Below are 16434 nucleotides of genomic sequence, written 5' to 3' on the forward strand. Positions count from 1 at the left end.
CGGCATTGTGCTGCATGACGACGGCGAGGACCACCACGGCACCAGTGAAGTTACTCACGGGTAACTATGCCGGGTCGGCGATGACGACCCGGTTCTCGGCGTAGCCGGTCTCCCCACCGACCCAGCGGCCGCCGCAGGTCACGAGGACTATCCGATGGGGACCGGACTGGCCGAACAGCTCGTCCGCCCGCTGTGGCAGTTCGTTCTTCTTCAGCGTGATCAGCTGGGAAACCTTGTACCGCCAAGACTTCCCGGCCTTGTCGACCACGGTGACGACGCCGCCGATCCGTTCGGTCCACAGCTCCGCGAACGGGCCCGTCGCGCCCTTCCAGTTCACGTGCCCGGCGAACACGCTCGCGCCGGTGGCCGCGCTCAGTTCGGCGCCCCACCAGGTCACCTCGCCGAGGTTCTCCGGCACGGGAAGCTCCGCGCCCGGTCCGAGTTCCTTGCGCACGAGTTTCGCCGCGCCACCCGCGGGCAGCTGGATCGTCCCCGGACCCTGGGGTTTCGGAGCCTCGGGTTGTTTCGCAGACGACGGCGGGGGAGGAGCGGCCGTCGGCGTCGTGGGAACGATGTCCGGCGGAGGCGGCACCTCCTGCTGCGCGGGCGCGGCCGGGGCGCCGCCCGCGACGGCGACGGAGACGGGCTGAGCCGTCCCCGCCACCACGGTCGTCGGCGGCCAGATGATCAAGGCCGCGACGAGGTCCGCGCACAGGACCGTGACGGCTCCCAGCGCGAACCCGCGTCGTACTGACATTCCCGAATCCTTAGCGTCGCGAGGACCGCCGCGCGGCCACGCCCACCAGCACCGAACCGAGCAGCGCGAGCGCGCCGACGCCGAGGATCCCGGCGGTCGACGCCGAATTCTCGACGGTGCCCTGCATCATCGCCACCGGCCGGTCGCCGGCGGGGATGGTGCGCGGTACCTCGTTGGGCGTGTTGGCGACCTTGAGCGCCAGCGTCTCACCCGGCTTGAGCTCACCGCAGGCGGACGGCGGATTCTTCGGGTCGAACGCGTTCGTGTAACCCGGGGGCGCGCTGACCTCGACTACGCAGATCTCCTGCGGGGTCCGCAGGTTCTCCACGGTGACCGTGCCGGTTTCGCCCTCGGTGGTGACGACGGCGGGTTTGCCGTCGGCGCCGTTGAGCGGCTTGCCGTCATGGCCGACGGCGGCGGTGGCCTTGTCCTTGGCGGTGATCCGCAGCGCGGCGCCGGCGATGCCCTTGCCGGTCTTCGCGTCGACCTTGGTCACCTGGACCTTGCCCGGCTTCGAGACGACCGCGACACCCTGGGCCTTCAGTTCCTTCTCGCCGCCGGTCGACACGACCTTCTGCACGCCGGTCTCGACGGGGAACTGCACATACGGCCGGTCCGCGGGGGCGGACAGCGAGCTGGCCAGCTTCGGCTGGTCACCGGTCGGCGTCACCTTGACCGTGACGGTGCCGTCCTCGCCGGTCTTCACCGTGGTGGCCTTCTCGGCCTTGGCGTTCGAGGTCGACGCGGGCTTCGTGCTCTCGCCGCTTTCCACGGTCGCGTTCGACGGCGTGAGCTGCACCGGCACGCCGGAGACACCCTTGCCCTTGGCGTTCTTGACGCTGATCGTCCACTCGCCCGCGGTGCCGATGTGCTGGTCGTCCTTCGGCGGCGCGATGGCGGTGGTCCACGGGCCGCGGTTGGCCTCGGCGTCCTTGGTCAGCTTCTCGACGGCCGCGGCGGCGTCGGAGTGCTGCGCTTTCAGCTTGTCGAGGTGGAACCCGACGTCGTAGCCGAGTTGGTCCGGGTCCCGTGTCGGGTCGAGATCGGCCGGGGTGCGGGGCTTGGACGTCCACGAGTGGAGCAGGTGGGCCAGCGCGGCGGAATCGGCCTTGTTCTCCGCCGCGCCGTAGCGCAGCAGAAGATAGGAGATGTTGGCCGCGACGTCGGCAGGCAGCTTCTTGCCCCATTTGTCGAGGAGTTCGTCGCCGGGCTTGTACTTCTCGTCCGTGCCCGGCGCCTTGAGCTGGAACGAGACACAGAACACGTGCTTGCCGTTCACGACGTAGGAACCGAGCCAGTCTCTGCCGGACGCGGCCTTGTGAGGCTGGCCAGGTGTGACTTCGTAGCCGACACCTTCGTTTTCGACGGCCGAGGCCGGTGTCGCCGCGACGGTGGCGGACAAAGCGCCGAGCAGGCACGTCGCGATCAGGCTGGTCAAGGCGCGCGAACGCACGCTCGGGCGTGTGGTCCACCCCATGGTGTGTTGACTCCTTTGGCCGTGCGCTGCCTTCGGCGCCTTTACGTCGACGCAGGTCACACGATCGATAGGTTCCCCGACACGCCTTCGGTGTTTGTCCGAACACGCACCGTGCAGAGTCCCGTGTGATCAGCGGTTTTGGCAAGAGGTCATCAGGTGGGGTATCGGTGAACGGTCGGTGATCTCCGCCGCATACGGTGTGGGGGATGGGCGTCGCGCCGATTGTGAGTAAAGTCGTCTTTACTTCGACGGGAACCGGGCGGCCCACGCGGTCGTTGAACCCGATGCAGGTGCCAGTAGATCCAGGAGGATCAGGTGCGATCCAGTAGCAACCCGGCGTTCCGGAACCTGCCGCGTGGCGCGGCGGAGTACGGACCCAACGTAGGCTTCAACCAACCCCAGGGCGGCGTGCCCGGCTACGGCCCTCCGCAGACCTCCGCCGGTGCCGGCGATCGTCCGATGACCGTCGACGACGTCGTCATCAAGACGGCGCTGAGCCTCGGCACCGCGCTGGTGACCGGTGTGCTCACCGCGATCTGGGCGATCAGCCAGATCCCGATGTCGGCGTCCGGCAAGATTCTGGGCATCCCCGGTGCCGTGATCGGCGCGCTCGTCGGCTCGATGATCGTCGGCCTCGTGATCTCGCTGGTGATCATCTTCAAGAAGATGCCGAGCGGCCCGCTCACGCTGGCGTACTCGGCCGTCGAGGGTGTCTTCCTCGGTGCGATCAGCGGTCTGTTCGAAGCGCTGTACCCCGGTATCGCGCTGCAGGCGATCGTCGGTACCGCCGGTGTCTTCATCGCGATGCTGGTCGTCTACAAGACGGGTGCCGTCAAGGTCACCCCGAAGTTGACGAAGTGGATCATCGGCGCCGTGGTCGGCGTGGCGATCATGATGCTGGTCAACCTCGTCACCAGCCTCTTCTTCGGTTTCAACCCGCTGCGTGACGGCGGTCCGATCGCGATCATCTTCAGCCTCGTGGTGATCGGTGTCGCGGCGTTCAGCTTCCTGCTCGACTTCGACCAGGCCGACCGGATGATCCGCGAAGGCACGCCCTCGAAGTGGTCCTGGTACGTCGCCTTCGGCCTGATGACCACGCTGGTCTGGCTGTACCTCGAGATCCTGCGGTTGCTGTCGTACTTCCAAAACGACTGACCGGAGTCTCTCCGCGAAAGGGCGCCCCGAGCGATCGGGGCGCCCTTTTCCGTGGTGGCGAATACCCTGCTGGCATGACCGAACACAGGCGTTCCAAATGGTTTTGGGTTGGCATCCTGGTGCCGGTCGCGATCGTGGTGCTCAGCGCGTCTTCGTGGATCCTCGGTTATCTTTCCAACACGGACGACGTCCAGGCGGGCGGCTGCTACGCGGTCACCACGTTCGGAGACGTCGACGAGGATCCGGTCAAGGCGGACTGCGGCTCGGCCGAGGCCAATGCGAAGGCGGCGGCGAAGACCGACGCCGGCGGCGCGTGCCCGGCGGGCGAGTACGACCAGCTCACCGTCGACAAGACGTTCGCTTCGTACAAGCTCTGCATGATCCTCAACGCGAAGCAGGGCGACTGCCTCGAGAACTTCCTCGCCGACAGTGTGGCGTATCAGAAGGTCCCCTGCTCGGACCCCGCGCGGGACGCGGAGGTCCTGAAGGTGGTCGACGGTGTCGCGACCTGTGACGACACGGAAGCGACGCATCTCAAGAGCTACTCGACCCCGCCTTCGACGGTCTGTGTGAAGAGTACGAAATAGCGGCCTCGGCCAGCGGTTTTCACCCGTTCGTGGGGCCGCTTCACGGGGCTGAACACGATGAGTGTTGGATACCGAGGTTCTCATTCCTCTTCACAACTGTGAGGTTTCTCGGTGACCACTTCCCAGCCGGCCCCTGGGGGCCAAATGCCGGTGGGACAGCCTGACGCTTTCGGCCAGCCGGAAGCGCCCAAAAAATCCAAGCTCGGCTGGCTGCGTTTCGCCATCCCGGTGCTCGTCGTCGTGATCGGCGGCGGTCTCTTCCTGGTCAACCACTTCACCGGGACGGGCAACGCCCAGGCCGGTGAATGCCTCAGCGTGACCGAGTTCTCCCGGACGGCCGACGATCCTAAGAAGGCCGATTGCGGCGCGCAGGAGGCGAACGTCAAGATCGCCGCCCGCGTGGGCGGTGACGAGGCCTGCCCGGAGGGCGACTACGACAGCATCTCGATGTCCGGCCGGATCTCGTACAAGCTGTGCCTGATCGTCAACGCCAAGCAGGGCGACTGCCTCAAGGGCTACATGTCGAAGACCGCCGGCTATCAGAAGGTGGCCTGCACCGATCCCGCCAAGGACGCGGAATTGGTGAAGATCGCCAACGCCGCGGACCAGGCGTCCTGTGAGGGCACCGAAGCGACGCGAGTGGCGGTGTACTCGACGCCGCCGACCACTATCTGCATCAAGACGGCGCCGTAACCACAAGCACGTGAAGGCCCCTTTCCCTCGGCTCGGCTGAGGGAAAGGGGCCTTCACGCGTTCCGGGGGAGCAAGGGACCTTTGGTATCGCCGCCGCCATCCGGCTCCGCGCGTGCCGCCATTCGTCGCACAGTGTGGGACGGGCTGCGACCGGGCGGTCACCGGTCCTAACGTTGCTCGTCCCCCACCCCGCCGATCGACCTGGAGTCCTGGTGGCGACGACAGAAACCCAAGCCGGTGAGAAGAAGCTCCTCGACTTCCCGACCTCCTGCGCCGCCCCGGTCCCGCGACCGGAGGAGCCGGTCAAGATCGTGCCGCTGGCGGTCGCGGGTGCCCTCGCGATCGGACTGACCTGGTACGTCTGGGCGGCGCACGGGGCGAAGTTCGGGGTCCTGCTGATCCTCGGCCTCCTGCTGGGCATCGCGCTGTTCCACTCCCGGTTCGGTTTCACCTCGGCCTGGCGCCAGCTGATCGCGGTCGGGAACGGCCAGGGACTGCGGGCGCATACGCTGCTGCTCGGTACGGCCGCGACGTTGATCGCGCTGATCGTGGGCACCGGTTCCGGCCTCTTCGGCAGCACGCCGAACCCGACCGCGGGCGGGCTGGGACTCGCGCTGTTCGCCGGCGCGACGATCTTCGCCATCGGCATGCAGCTGGGCGGCGCCTGCGCGTCGGGAACGTTGTTCGCGGTCGGTTCCGGCCAGTCGACGATCGTCCTGACCCTCGGCGGCTTCATCACCGGTTCCGTCCTCTACACGTGGGCGTATCCGCTGCTGTCGGGCTGGCCCGAGTTCAAGGGCGTCCTGCTCGCCGACCACGTCGGCTGGTTCGGTTCGTGGGCGATCACCGTCGCCGTCCTCGCCGCGATCGTGCTGGGGACGCGGTTCGTGCAGAAGCGCCGCAACCCGCCGCCGGTCGACGTCGTCCCGACCGCGCGCGGTCTCGCCCGGATCTACCGCGGTTCCTGGCCGATCCTCGTCGGCGCCCTCGTCCTCGGGGTGCTGGCGGGCGCGGTCTTCCTGGTTTCCGGCGGGATCTGGGGTGTCACGAGCGCGTTCAGCCTGTGGGGCGCCAAGATCCTTCAGGTGTTCGGCCTGCACCCGGAGACCTGGGAATTCTGGCGGCTCAAGGCGAACGCGGCTTCGCTGGCCGGGCCGATCTGGAAGGACAAGAACAGCCTCACCGACATCGGCATCATGGTCGGCGCGGGGGTCGCGGCCGCGCCGCCGGTGGCGTGGAAGATCCACAGCTCGATCCCGTGGCGGACCGCCGTCGCCGCGGTGCTCGGCGGGATCCTGATGGGCGTCGGCGCGCGGATGGCGGGCGGCTGCAACATCGGCGCCTACCTCGGCGGTATCTCGGTCGGCAGCCTGCACGGCTGGCTGTGGGGCGTGTTCGCGCTCGGCGGCACCTGGATCGGGCTCAAGCTGCGACCGCTGTTCGGACTGGGCAACCCGGCTCCGACGGATAGCGTCTGCTGATCACTCTTCGTGACAACCCGTATGCGGGCCTGCCCTTTCGGTCCGCATACGGGGAAAAAGTTGGCAGGTAAAACCCGTGTTCGGCTACGCTCGGCTACATGTGCGAGCTTGCGCATTAAGGCACAAGCTCGACTGGGGAAGGCTCGGCCTGGTGCCGGGCGTCGATTCCGTAGTCGCGACCACGGGGGTCGTCGCGTCCACTCAGTAACAGGGACGGACTTTTCATGTCAACGCAAAGCCCGGCCGCACCGGGCGGCGACAAACTCGACGCCGGCGTGCTCAAGGTCGCCGGCGTCGTCATCCTCGGCGCGATCATGGCGATCCTCGACACGACGGTCGTCAACGTCGCGCTCCAGAAACTGACCATCGAGTTCCAGACCTCGTTCGACACCATCCAGTGGATCGCGACCGGCTACATGCTGGCGCTGGCGACGGTCATCCCGGTCACCGGCTGGGCCTCGGACCGATTCGGCACCAAGCGGCTCTACATGACCGCGATCGGGCTGTTCCTGATCGGGTCGATGCTCGCCGGCATGGCCTGGGACGTCGAATCGCTGATCATCTTCCGGGTCCTGCAGGGCTTCGGCGGCGGCATGCTGATGCCCGCCGGCATGACGATCCTGACCAGGGCCGCGGGACCGCACCGGATCGGGCGCGTGATGGGCGTGCTCGGCGTGCCGATGCTGCTCGGCCCGATCGGCGGCCCGATCCTTGGCGGCTGGCTGGTCGACGCGGTGAGCTGGCGCTGGATCTTCTACATCAACGTGCCGATCGGCCTCGTCACCATGGTGCTGGCCTGGCGCGTGCTGCCGAAGGACCGGCCAGAGCCCAGTGAGCGCTTCGACTTCCTCGGCATGCTGATGGTGTCGCCGGGGCTGGCGGCGCTGATCTTCGGTGTTTCGAACATCCCGTCGGCAGGCGGGATCGGCGCGGTGGAAGTCTGGCTGCCCGCGCTGGCCGGGGTCGCGCTGCTGGTGGCTTTCGTGTTCCGGGCGAACCGGGTCACGAACCCGCTGCTCGATCTGAAGCTGTTCAAGAACCGGTCGTTCTCCGTCGCCATGGTGACGATGACCTTCTTCTGCGTCGCGTTCTTCGGCGCGATGCTGTTGCTGCCCACGTACTTCGTGCTGGCACGCGGTGAATCGGCGATGAACGCCGGTCTGCTGCTCGCCCCGCAGGGGGTCGGCGCGATGCTGACCATGCCGATCGCGGGCAGGCTCGCGGACAAGATCGGCGCGCGGAAGATCGTGCTGCCCGGTCTCGTGCTGATGCTCGCCGGGCTGATCGCCTTCACCCAGGTCACCGCGGCGACGCCGTACTGGCTGCTGCTTTCGGCCCTGTTCGTGATGGGGCTCGGCATGGGCGCGACGATGATGCCGATCACCTCGGCCGCGTTGCAGACGCTCAAGCCGCAGGACATGGCGAAGGCGTCGACGGCGACGAACATCCTGCAGCAGACCGCGGGTGCGATCGGGGCGGCGGTGCTGTCGATCATCCTGGCGGCGTTGCTCGCCGGGAAGTTCGGCGTGCCGACCGCGCAGGGACAGCTGGCCGCGACGGCCGCGGTGATGAACCCGGCGACGCACGAAGCGGCTTCGGGGCTGACCGCGGACGCGTTCTCGACGACGTTCCTGTGGTCGTTGATCCTGCTCGCGCTGTGCCTTGTCCCGGCGGCGTTCCTGCCGAAGACCAAGCCCGCGCTGCCGGAGGGCGCGGCCGACGGCGAGGTCCCGGCGGCCCCGATCATGACCCGCTAGGCCCGGCCCGAAAGGGAGCAAGGGACCTTTGCTCTCGCTTCTCTCGACGTCGAGACAAGCGGTAGCAAAGGTCCCTTGCTCCCTTTTCGCAGGTCAGGGGGTCAGGAGAGGCGCTCCAGGACCATCGCCATGCCCTGGCCGCCGCCGACGCACATGGTTTCGAGGCCGAACTGCTTGTCGTGGTGGCGCAGCGAGTTGATCAGCGTGGAGGTGATCCGCGCGCCGGTCATGCCGAACGGGTGGCCGACGGCGATCGCGCCACCGTTGACGTTCAGCTTGTCGAGGTCGATCCCGAGGTCCTTGTAGGACGGGATGACCTGCGCGGCGAAGGCCTCGTTGATCTCGACGAGGTCGATGTCGTCGATGGACATCCCGGCGCGGGCGAGCGCCCGCTTCGACGCCTCGACCGGGCCGTAGCCCATGATCTCCGGCGACAGCCCGGAAACACCGGTGGAGACGACGCGGGCCAGCGGCGTCAGACCCAGTTCCTTCGCCTTGGTGTCGGACATGATGATCACGGCGGCGGCGCCGTCGTTGAGCGCGCAGCAGTTGCCCGCGGTGATCCGGCCGTCGGGGCGGAAGACCGGCTTGAGGCCGGAGACGCCTTCGAGGGTGACGCCGGCGCGCGGGCCGTCGTCCTTCGAGACCACGGTGCCGTCCGGCAGGGTGACCGGGGTGATGTCGTTGGCCCAGAAGCCGTCGGCGATGGCCTTCTCGGCGAGGTTCTGCGAGCGGACGCCGAACTCGTCCATCTCTTCACGCGAGACGTTCTTCAGCCGCGCGAGGTTTTCGGCGGTCTGGCCCATCGCGATGTAGACGTCGGGCAGGGTGCCGTTCTCGCGCGGGTCGGTCCAGCTGTCGGCGCCTTCGGCCGCGACCTGTGCGGTGCGGGCCTCGGCGTCGGCGAAGAGCGGGTTGTGGGTGTTCGGCCACGAGTCCGAGCTGCCGTTGGCGAAGCGGGACACGGTCTCGACGCCGGCGGAGATGAACACATCGCCTTCGCCTGCCTTGATCGCGTGCAGCGCCATGCGGGTGGTCTGGAGGCTGGAGGAGCAGTACCGGGTGATCGTGCAGCCGGGAAGGTGGTCGTAGCCGAGTTCGACGGCGACCGCGCGGCCCATGTTGAAGCCCTGCTCGCCGCCGGGGAGACCACAGCCCAGCATGAGGTCTTCGATCTGCGTCGGGTCGAGTTCGGGGATCTTGTCGAGCGCGGCGCGGACCATCTGCGCGGTGAGGTCGTCCGGGCGGATGCTCACCAGCGATCCCTTGCCGGCGCGGCCGATCGGGGATCGGGCGGTGGAGACGATGACGGCTTCGGGCATGGAACGACACTCCCTTGTTCTCGATCCAGACGCGCTAAGCGGTTGCTCACCTCGCATCCTTCACCGGAGGGAGGCGCGGGTCAAAGGCGAACGCGATCCACGCCACTCTTTTAACCTGCGCCGCTGGACCGCGCTGTTCGGCCGCGGTCTTCACCCCGCCCGGTTGAGTGGACACAGCACGACCTGCGGCGTTTAGGCTGTCGGGGTGGAATACGTCGAGCACATCGTGGACCTCGTGGGCAACACCCCTCTGGTCAAGCTGAACGCACTGGCCGAGGGGCTGCAACCGCTCATCCTGGCCAAGGTCGAGTACGTCAACCCCGGCGGCAGTGTCAAGGACCGCATCGCGCTTCGGATGATCGAGGCCGCGGAGCGTTCGGGCGCGCTGAAGCCCGGCGGCACCATCGTCGAGCCGACCTCCGGCAACACCGGCGTCGGGCTGGCCATGGTGGCGCAGCGCAAGGGGTACAAGTGCGTGTTCGTCTGCCCGGACAAGGTCAGCGAGGACAAACGCAACGTGCTCAAGGCCTACGGCGCCCGCGTCGTCGTCTGCCCGACCGCTGTGGCGCCGGAGCACCCGGACTCCTACTACAACGTTTCCGATCGCCTCGTCCGCGAGATCGAGGGCGCCTGGAAGCCGAACCAGTACGCCAACCCGGAGAACCCCGCCAGCCACTACCACTCGACCGGCCCGGAGCTCTGGCGCCAGACCGAAGGCAAGATCACGCACTTCGTCGCGGGCGTCGGCACGGGCGGCACGATCTCGGGCACCGGCAAGTACCTCAAGGAGGTCAGCGACGGGCGCGTCCAGGTCATCGGCGCGGACCCCGAAGGCTCGGTGTACTCCGGCGGGACCGGACGGCCGTACCTCGTCGAGGGCGTCGGTGAGGACTTCTGGCCGGACACCTACGACCGGGACATCGCCGACCGGATCATCGCGGTGTCGGACGCGAACTCCTTCGACATCACCCGCCGCCTCGCGCTCGAAGAGGGACTGCTCGTCGGAGGCTCGTGCGGGATGGCCGTCGCCGCCGCGCTCAAGCTCGCCGAGGGCCTCGGCCCGGACGACGTCGTCGTCGTGCTCCTGCCCGACGGCGGCCGCGGTTACCTCACCAAGGTGTTCAACGACGACTGGATGTCCTCCTACGGCTTCCTGCCGCCGGACTCCAGCGGCGCCACCGTCGGCGACGTCCTGATGAAGAAGAGCGGCTCGCTGCCCAGCCTCGTGCACAGCCACCCGAACGAGACCGTCGCCGAAGCGGTGGCGATCCTCTCGGAGTTCGGCGTCAGCCAGATGCCCGTGGTCAGCGCGGAACCGCCGGTCATGGCGGCCGAGGTCGTCGGCGCGGTCAACGAACGCGACCTGCTCGAAGCGCTCTTCACCGGCAAGGCCCAGCTGGCCGACCGGCTCGAGCAGCACATGTCGCCGCCGCTGCCGACCATCGGCGCCGGTGAACAGGTCAGCGTGGCGATGAACGCGCTCTCGGGCGCGGACGGCGCGCTGGTGCTGGTCGACGGCAAGCCGGCGGGGGTCGTCACCCGGCACGACCTGCTCGCTTTTCTCGCGGGACGGTAAAGAGGCATTTCATCGGATGGTCGGGCCGGGGCGTTACGAGCGGCCCACCCGGCTATCCGATAGCGTGTCGGGTGAGTTGAACTTCTATGTCCTCGTCAAGGGGGTTCAAGACCCAAATGAGTGCTCCGCAGCCACCGAATCAGCCTTGGGGTGGCGCCCAGCCACCGCAGGGACCCCCGAGTGGCCCCCAGCCGCAGCAAGACAACCCGTTCGGTTCCCCGGAACCGACTCAGGTGGTCCAGCCCGGCCAGCCGCCCCAGCCCGACTACGGGCAACAGCAGTACGGGCAGCAGCCCTCCTATGAGCAGTCCCAGGGTGGAGGGTTCGGCGACACGCCGGAGCCCACACAGGTCGTGCAGCCGGTCCAGCCCGGTTCCGGCGACGCGAACGCGACCCAGGTCGTGCAGCCGGTGAGCGGCGGCGGGGAATCCCCCACCGCCGAGTCCACCCAGCTCGTGCCGCCGGGTTCGCAGCCGCCCGCCATCCCGTATGCCCCGCCGCCGAGCGCGGCCGACAACCCGGCCGCCGGTGCCTACGGCGCCCAGGGTGGCGGTTTCGGTCAGCAGCAGGGCTTCGGCGGGCCCCAGCAGGGCGGGTTCGACCCGTCGCAGGGCCAGCAGCAGCCTGGTTACGGCCAGCCGCAGCAGGGCTTCGGCGGACCGCCTCAGGGCGGCTTCGGCCAGCAGCCCGGTTTCGGCGGACCGCCGCAGGGCTACAGCCCCGCTGCCGGTGGTGGTGCCGGCGGGAACCCGCTGTTCGGGTTCATCGCCGGTGGCCTCGTCGGCCTTCTCGGTCTTCTCGCGCTCGTCTTCAGCTTCGTCTACTTCGGTGACGCGAGCGACTTCTCCGAAGGCGTCGACGGTCAGGCCTCCAGGATGGGCGAAGAGGCCATCAACAAGGCCCTCGACCAGTTCGGCCTGGCTTCGCCCGGCACCGTCTGGCTCTACGTGATCCTGCTGCTGGTCGCTTCGATCGTCGCGACCGCGGCCGGCGCCGGTCTCGCGCTGGCAGGCAAGCTCCCGGCCTCGCTCAAGAAGATCGTGCCGATCGCGGTCACCGCGGGCGGCGCGCTGCTGCTTCTCTTCGGCATCCTGCTCCTCGGCGCCACGACCGCGTCGGGCGACGGTGTCCCGAGCGGGGTCAGCATCGGGATCGGCCTGCCGCACCTGATCTTCGGCATCCTGATCCTGATCGTGGGTGTGCTGGGCCTGATCCCGGCGACCGCGCAGTTCGTCGGTCTCGGTGGCGGCGGTTCGGTGCTCGGTGCCCCGCAGAGCGGCCAGCCCGGCGGATTCGGCGGACCGCCGCAGGGCGGCTTCGGCCAGCCGGGGCAGCCCGGCCAGCCTGGTCAGTTCGGCCAGCAGCAGCCGGGGCAATACGGTCAGCAGCAGCCCGGTCAGCCCGGCCAGTACGGTCAGCCCGGCCAGGCCGGTCCGCCTTCGGGTGGTTTCCCGCAGCAGGGGCAGCCTGGTGGGTTCGGGCAGCAGCCGGGCCAGCAGGGTCCGCCCAGCGGTGGTTTCGGCCAGCCGGGTCAGTCGCCGCAGGGCGGCTTCGGCCAGCCGCAGCAGCAGCAGCAGCAGCCCGGCGGTTTCGGGCAGCAGCCTGGTCAGCAGGGCCCGCCCAGCGGCGGGTTCGGTCAGCCGGGCCAGCAGCCCGGTCAGCCGCCGCAGCAGTGGTGACTCGCCACCGCTGAACGGTTTCGCTCAGGAAGCCCCCGGCCCGTCGGCCGGGGGCTTCCCGCGTTTCCGGATTCGCCTGCCGCGGCCAAGGCCGCGGGGCTAGGGTGAGCGCCGTTGACTCACCCCTTGCCGACGGGAGCGACGTGACCGGTCCGTACGGATATCCCGCACAGCAGCCCGGACCGGCAGGTTTCGGCTATCCCGCGCAGCAGGCCCGGCCCTCCGGCGCGACGGCGATCATCGCCGCGGTGCTCGGGCTCCTCGGTGCTCTCGCGTCCGGTTTCATCCCGATCCGCTACTTCATCGGACTCCCGTCGGGCTTCAGCCTCTCGAACCTGCCCGGCTTCGCGCTCGTCGAACTGGTGCTCTACCTGCTCGCCGCGCTGTTCCTGCTGGTCGGCGCATTGACGACGTTCTTCCGATCGGTGATCGGCGCCGTCCTGCTGATCCTCGGCTCACTGCTCGCCATCGTGGCCGTCGCGCTGGAGCCGATCGCGTTCCGCGTGCCGTACCGGATCCACCTCGACATCCTGCTCCGGTTCGCGACCTTCGACGGCGTTCTCCGCCTGGCCATGATCGTGTTCGGCCTGCTGGCGCTGCTGCTGGCGATCCTTCCGCCGACGTGGAAGTACCTGCGCCGGCGACCTGCCCCGGTCCAGCCCTATCGGCCGCAGAATCAGTTTCCCCGGCAAGGCGGTTGGTGAGCCGTCCGGCTGGCAGGATGAGGCGAGGATTTCGACAGGGGGAGAAATGACTTATCAGCAGTACCCACCGCAGGGCGCCTACCCGCCACCGGGAACGGCACGGCAACCGAGCGGCGCCACCGGAATGATCGCCGGGATCCTCGCGATCCTCGGCGGGCTCTGGTTTCTCGCCGGACTCGCGTTCCACGTCATCGAACTCGTCGATTTCACGGTTTCGTTCCTCGTGGTCGGCGCGGTGCTCGACTTCCTCTCCGCGGCCTTGCTCTTGAGCGGCGGGCTCCTGCTGCTCCTGCGCAAGAGCGCCGGGCGAGTGCTCACCGTGATCGGGGCCGGGGCCACGATCCTTCTCGTGGCGTCGATCTTCCTGATGCGGGCGATCGGCTCGCATTTCTTCTTCTCGTACAGCGGAGTGACCCTGCGCTTCGGTGCCGGTTGGCTCCTCATCGTGGTGCTGATCCCGGCGATCGCGACCTTGGTGCTGGCGCTGGTCCCGCCGACGGCGCGCTGGCTGGCGGCCAAGAAGCAGCCCGCCCTCGCCGGGCCGCCGCCGAACTTCGGTTATCCGCCCCCGCAGCCCGGCTATCCGCCCGCTCCCGGTGGGCGGCAGCAGGGTGGACCACCACCCGGGCAGTGGTGAATTCGGTCCCAGACCATGGGATCTCGAGCGGGTGGTCGTACCCTGGACCGTATGGCCGACGATTACTCTCTGCTGGGCTTCGAGACGCGCGCGATCCACGCCGGGCAGACCCCTGATCCCCGGACCGGCGCGGTCATCGTGCCGATCTATCAGACCTCGACTTACGCGCAGGACGGCGTCGGCGGCACACGCGAAGGCGACTACGAGTACTCCCGCACCGCGAACCCCACGCGCACCGCGCTGGAGGTCGCGCTCGCGGCGCTCGAAGGCGCCCGGCACGGTCTGGCCTACGCGTCGGGGATGGCGGCCAGTGACGTCCTGCTGCGGGCGACCCTGCGGCCCGGTGATCACCTCGTGCTCGGCAACGACGCGTACGGCGGCACGTTCCGGCTGATCGACAAGGTGCTCAGCCTGTGGGGCGTCGAGCACACGGTCGCCGATCTCGGCAACATCGCCGAGGTCCGCGCCGCGATCCGGCCGGAAACGAAGCTGATCTGGTGCGAGTCGCCGACGAACCCCATGCTGGGGATCGCCGACATCGCCGCGCTGGCCGAGGCCGCGCACGGCGCCGGCGCCCGTCTGGTCGTCGACAACACCTTCGCCACCCCGTATCTGCAGAACCCGCTTTCGCTGGGTGCCGACGTCGTCCTGCACTCGACGACCAAGTACCTCGGCGGGCACTCCGACGTCGTCGGCGGCGCGATCCTGACGAACGAGGACGAACTGCGCGAGCAGCTGTTCTACCTGCGCAACGCGGCGGGTGCGGTGCCCGGTCCGTTCGACGCGTGGCTGACCCTGCGCGGGATCAAGACCCTCGCGCTGCGGATGGAGCGGCACAGCGACAACGCCGAACTGATCGCCCGGATGCTGCTGAAGCACCCGAAGGTCGAGCGTGTCTACTACCCGGGCCTGCCGGAGCACCCCGGCCACGAGGTCGCTTCGAAGCAGATGCGGCGTTTCGGCGGGATGATCTCGTTCACCCACATCGACGGCGAGCAGGCCGCGCTCGACGTCGCGGCGAAGACGAAGCTGTTCATCCTCGCCGAGTCGCTGGGCGGGATCGAATCACTCATCGAGCACCCGGGCCGGATGACGCATGCGAGCACCGCCGGATCCACCCTGGAGGTGCCGGACAACCTGGTGCGCCTCTCCGTCGGCATCGAGGACGGCAGCGACCTGGTCGACGATCTGGCCAAGGCCCTGGGCTGACCGCCGCCGAGCCCAGGCGATAGCAAGGGACCCTTGCTATCGTTAGCGTACCCACGCTAACTAAGTGACAGCAAAGGTCCCTTGCTCCGTTCGCGCTGGTCAGCGCGGTGTGGTGGGAGGAAGCGCCCGGTTACGGGCGGAAGTTGCTGGGCGCGATGCCGCTCTTCGCGTCCGCCTCGTGCGAAGTGCCCTGAGGTGCGGCAGGCAGCTCGGAACCGTCGATGCAGCCGCCGACGAGTTCGATGTGGTTGTCGTGCCGGATGTACTGGCCCGGGTCCACGCAACCGGCGCGGTCGACCGTGTAGACGGCGGCGCCGGTCAACAGCGCGGCCGACGTGAGGGCCAGCACGACCGGGAGCATCCCGGCGGAACGGGTCGCCCGGACCCTGCCGATGTTCCCCCGTGCCATGCGCGCTCCCTGGTCGCCTTCGCCGCCATCGTCAAGAGTACCCGGACGGTGAACTTGTCACGTGACGTATCCGTCAGGTGGCATCATCCGGCCGTCCGGACGCCCGCGAAACATGTAGTCCTAAGTGGACGGTTGACCGGTGATGGCGGCGACCGCGAGTTCGCGTTCGGGCTCGCCGACCTCGGGCAGGGTGAACCGCGACGCCCGGATGTGGCCGAGCAGTTCGGGGTCGGGCGCCACGTCGTGCTCGCGCAGGTAGTAGGCGACCGCGCCCGGCCAGTACCAGCGGCCGTCCGTGCGGAAGTTCAAGGGAACCAACGGTTCCCTGTCCGGATCGAAGGCATCGGCTTCGTAAGTCCGCGACGCCAGTACGACCGGGGCGCCGTCGAGGTACTCCAGCACACGATCCCGTTCGGCGGGGGGCAACGGCTCGCGGTTCACCACCGGACGACCGGACTCGTCGAGCCCGTCGTAGACCCGCGGCGACTTCAAGTCTTCCGGCGCTTGCGCGGGCGGAGTGGCCACCGGCGGCTCGGCCTGCGGCGCGGCGTCGAGCCCTGCTCGCTGCCGCAGCCACGCCGGGATGTTCTGTTCGGCTCGCGGGAAGAAGCGCAGCTCGTCCTGGAAGCCGATCGATGGCGGCGCCTGCCGCCACGGCGGCTCCACATCCGCGAGGAAGTCCGTACTGAGCACGGTCGCCGAACCGTAGACCAGGATCGCGCTCAGCCAGGTCCCTCGGCCGGGCTGGTACATCCCCGACCGCAGGTTCGCGAGCAGTCGCGCGGCCTCCGGGTTCGGCGGAACCGGGCGCGGCAGACCGTCCTGACCGGTGACGAGCAGGTCGATCTCGACATGCCTGCCCGCCGCCCGGTACTCGACGCGCATCTGCTGCCAGCCGGGCGGCAGCGGCGTCGCGAGGGCATGGCCGATCTGCCAGACGAGCTGCTGTTGCTGCTGCTGGTTCAACGGTTGTTGTGGTCGGCTCATCTGC

At 68.7% G+C, this 16434-nt stretch carries 15 protein-coding genes; 10 read left to right on the plus strand and 5 right to left on the minus strand.

Annotated elements, in window-relative coordinates:
- Positions 1-64 precede the first annotated feature (64 nt).
- On the minus strand, positions 65-757 hold the full coding sequence (locus DL990_RS18225; protein WP_125799370.1) for a class F sortase: 693 nt from the start codon (positions 755-757) through the stop codon (positions 65-67).
- A 10-nt stretch (positions 758-767) separates the two neighbouring features.
- The gene (locus tag DL990_RS18230; protein WP_125799371.1) at positions 768-2234 is read right to left on the minus strand and encodes a SpaA isopeptide-forming pilin-related protein; all 1467 of its coding nucleotides are present in this window, start codon (positions 2232-2234) and stop codon (positions 768-770) included.
- Positions 2235-2549: 315 nt separating this feature from the next.
- On the opposite strand from DL990_RS18230, the gene DL990_RS18235 reads away from it, so the two are divergent.
- The 5 genes from DL990_RS18235 (at position 2550) to DL990_RS18255 (ending at position 7907) form a co-directional block, all read left to right on the plus strand.
- Entirely contained in the window at positions 2550-3389 is an 840-nt protein-coding gene (locus tag DL990_RS18235; protein ID WP_125782625.1) for a Bax inhibitor-1/YccA family protein, read from the plus strand.
- A 74-nt stretch (positions 3390-3463) separates the two neighbouring features.
- On the plus strand, positions 3464-3976 hold the full coding sequence (locus tag DL990_RS18240) for a hypothetical protein (protein ID WP_125799372.1): 513 nt from the start codon (positions 3464-3466) through the stop codon (positions 3974-3976).
- 111 nt (positions 3977-4087) lie between these two features.
- Positions 4088-4669: a hypothetical protein gene (locus DL990_RS18245; protein WP_233598720.1), complete on the plus strand. Its 582-nt coding sequence runs from the start codon at positions 4088-4090 to the stop codon at positions 4667-4669.
- A 212-nt stretch (positions 4670-4881) separates the two neighbouring features.
- Positions 4882-6150 (plus strand): YeeE/YedE family protein, encoded by a 1269-nt coding sequence (locus tag DL990_RS18250; protein ID WP_125799373.1) that lies wholly within the window; start codon positions 4882-4884, stop codon positions 6148-6150.
- Positions 6151-6374: 224 nt separating this feature from the next.
- Positions 6375-7907: a DHA2 family efflux MFS transporter permease subunit gene (locus DL990_RS18255; protein ID WP_125799374.1), complete on the plus strand. Its 1533-nt coding sequence runs from the start codon at positions 6375-6377 to the stop codon at positions 7905-7907.
- 101 nt (positions 7908-8008) lie between these two features.
- On the opposite strand, the gene DL990_RS18260 is transcribed toward DL990_RS18255, so the two are convergent.
- On the minus strand, positions 8009-9229 hold the full coding sequence (locus DL990_RS18260) for an acetyl-CoA C-acetyltransferase (RefSeq protein WP_125799375.1): 1221 nt from the start codon (positions 9227-9229) through the stop codon (positions 8009-8011).
- A 205-nt stretch (positions 9230-9434) separates the two neighbouring features.
- Here DL990_RS18260 and DL990_RS18265 point away from each other — a divergent pair, with 205 nt between their 5' ends.
- From DL990_RS18265 to DL990_RS18285, 5 genes are all read left to right on the plus strand, one after another.
- Complete coding sequence (locus DL990_RS18265; RefSeq protein ID WP_125782635.1) at positions 9435-10805, plus strand: cystathionine beta-synthase; 1371 nt, start codon at positions 9435-9437, stop codon at positions 10803-10805.
- 233 nt (positions 10806-11038) lie between these two features.
- Positions 11039-12484 (plus strand): hypothetical protein, encoded by a 1446-nt coding sequence (locus DL990_RS18270; protein ID WP_125799376.1) that lies wholly within the window; start codon positions 11039-11041, stop codon positions 12482-12484.
- Between the two features lie 143 nt (positions 12485-12627).
- The gene (locus tag DL990_RS18275) at positions 12628-13188 is read left to right on the plus strand and encodes a hypothetical protein (protein WP_125782639.1); all 561 of its coding nucleotides are present in this window, start codon (positions 12628-12630) and stop codon (positions 13186-13188) included.
- A 46-nt stretch (positions 13189-13234) separates the two neighbouring features.
- Positions 13235-13825, plus strand: a complete 591-nt coding sequence (locus DL990_RS18280) for a hypothetical protein (protein WP_125782641.1) — start codon at positions 13235-13237, stop codon at positions 13823-13825.
- A 51-nt stretch (positions 13826-13876) separates the two neighbouring features.
- Positions 13877-15034 (plus strand): cystathionine gamma-synthase, encoded by a 1158-nt coding sequence (locus DL990_RS18285; protein ID WP_125782643.1) that lies wholly within the window; start codon positions 13877-13879, stop codon positions 15032-15034.
- Positions 15035-15164: 130 nt separating this feature from the next.
- Here the strand turns inward: DL990_RS18285 and DL990_RS18290 are convergent, their stop codons facing one another.
- Together DL990_RS18290 and DL990_RS18295 are read right to left on the minus strand one after the other, a co-directional pair.
- Complete coding sequence (locus DL990_RS18290) at positions 15165-15443, minus strand: hypothetical protein (protein ID WP_125799377.1); 279 nt, start codon at positions 15441-15443, stop codon at positions 15165-15167.
- A 120-nt stretch (positions 15444-15563) separates the two neighbouring features.
- Entirely contained in the window at positions 15564-16430 is an 867-nt protein-coding gene (locus tag DL990_RS18295; RefSeq protein WP_125799378.1) for a ferredoxin, read from the minus strand.
- Positions 16431-16434 lie beyond the last annotated feature (4 nt).

It is taken from the genome of Amycolatopsis sp. WAC 01416 (assembly GCF_003947485.1).
Lineage (GTDB): Bacteria > Actinomycetota > Actinomycetes > Mycobacteriales > Pseudonocardiaceae > Amycolatopsis.

Excerpts from the sequence above, each read along its gene's own strand:
- DL990_RS18225 (WP_125799370.1), bottom strand. The coding sequence starts at position 757 with ATGTCAGTACGACGCGGGTTCGCGCTGGGAGCCGTCACGGTCCTGTGC.
- DL990_RS18230 (WP_125799371.1), bottom strand. The coding sequence starts at position 2,234 with ATGGGGTGGACCACACGCCCGAGCGTGCGTTCGCGCGCCTTGACCAGC.
- DL990_RS18240 (WP_125799372.1), top strand. The coding sequence starts at position 3,464 with ATGACCGAACACAGGCGTTCCAAATGGTTTTGGGTTGGCATCCTGGTG.
- DL990_RS18255 (WP_125799374.1), top strand. The coding sequence starts at position 6,375 with ATGTCAACGCAAAGCCCGGCCGCACCGGGCGGCGACAAACTCGACGCC.
- DL990_RS18260 (WP_125799375.1), bottom strand. The coding sequence starts at position 9,229 with ATGCCCGAAGCCGTCATCGTCTCCACCGCCCGATCCCCGATCGGCCGC.
- DL990_RS18280 (WP_125782641.1), top strand. The coding sequence starts at position 13,235 with ATGACTTATCAGCAGTACCCACCGCAGGGCGCCTACCCGCCACCGGGA.
- DL990_RS18285 (WP_125782643.1), top strand. The coding sequence starts at position 13,877 with ATGGCCGACGATTACTCTCTGCTGGGCTTCGAGACGCGCGCGATCCAC.
- DL990_RS18290 (WP_125799377.1), bottom strand. The coding sequence starts at position 15,443 with ATGGCACGGGGGAACATCGGCAGGGTCCGGGCGACCCGTTCCGCCGGG.
- DL990_RS18295 (WP_125799378.1), bottom strand. The coding sequence starts at position 16,430 with ATGAGCCGACCACAACAACCGTTGAACCAGCAGCAGCAACAGCAGCTC.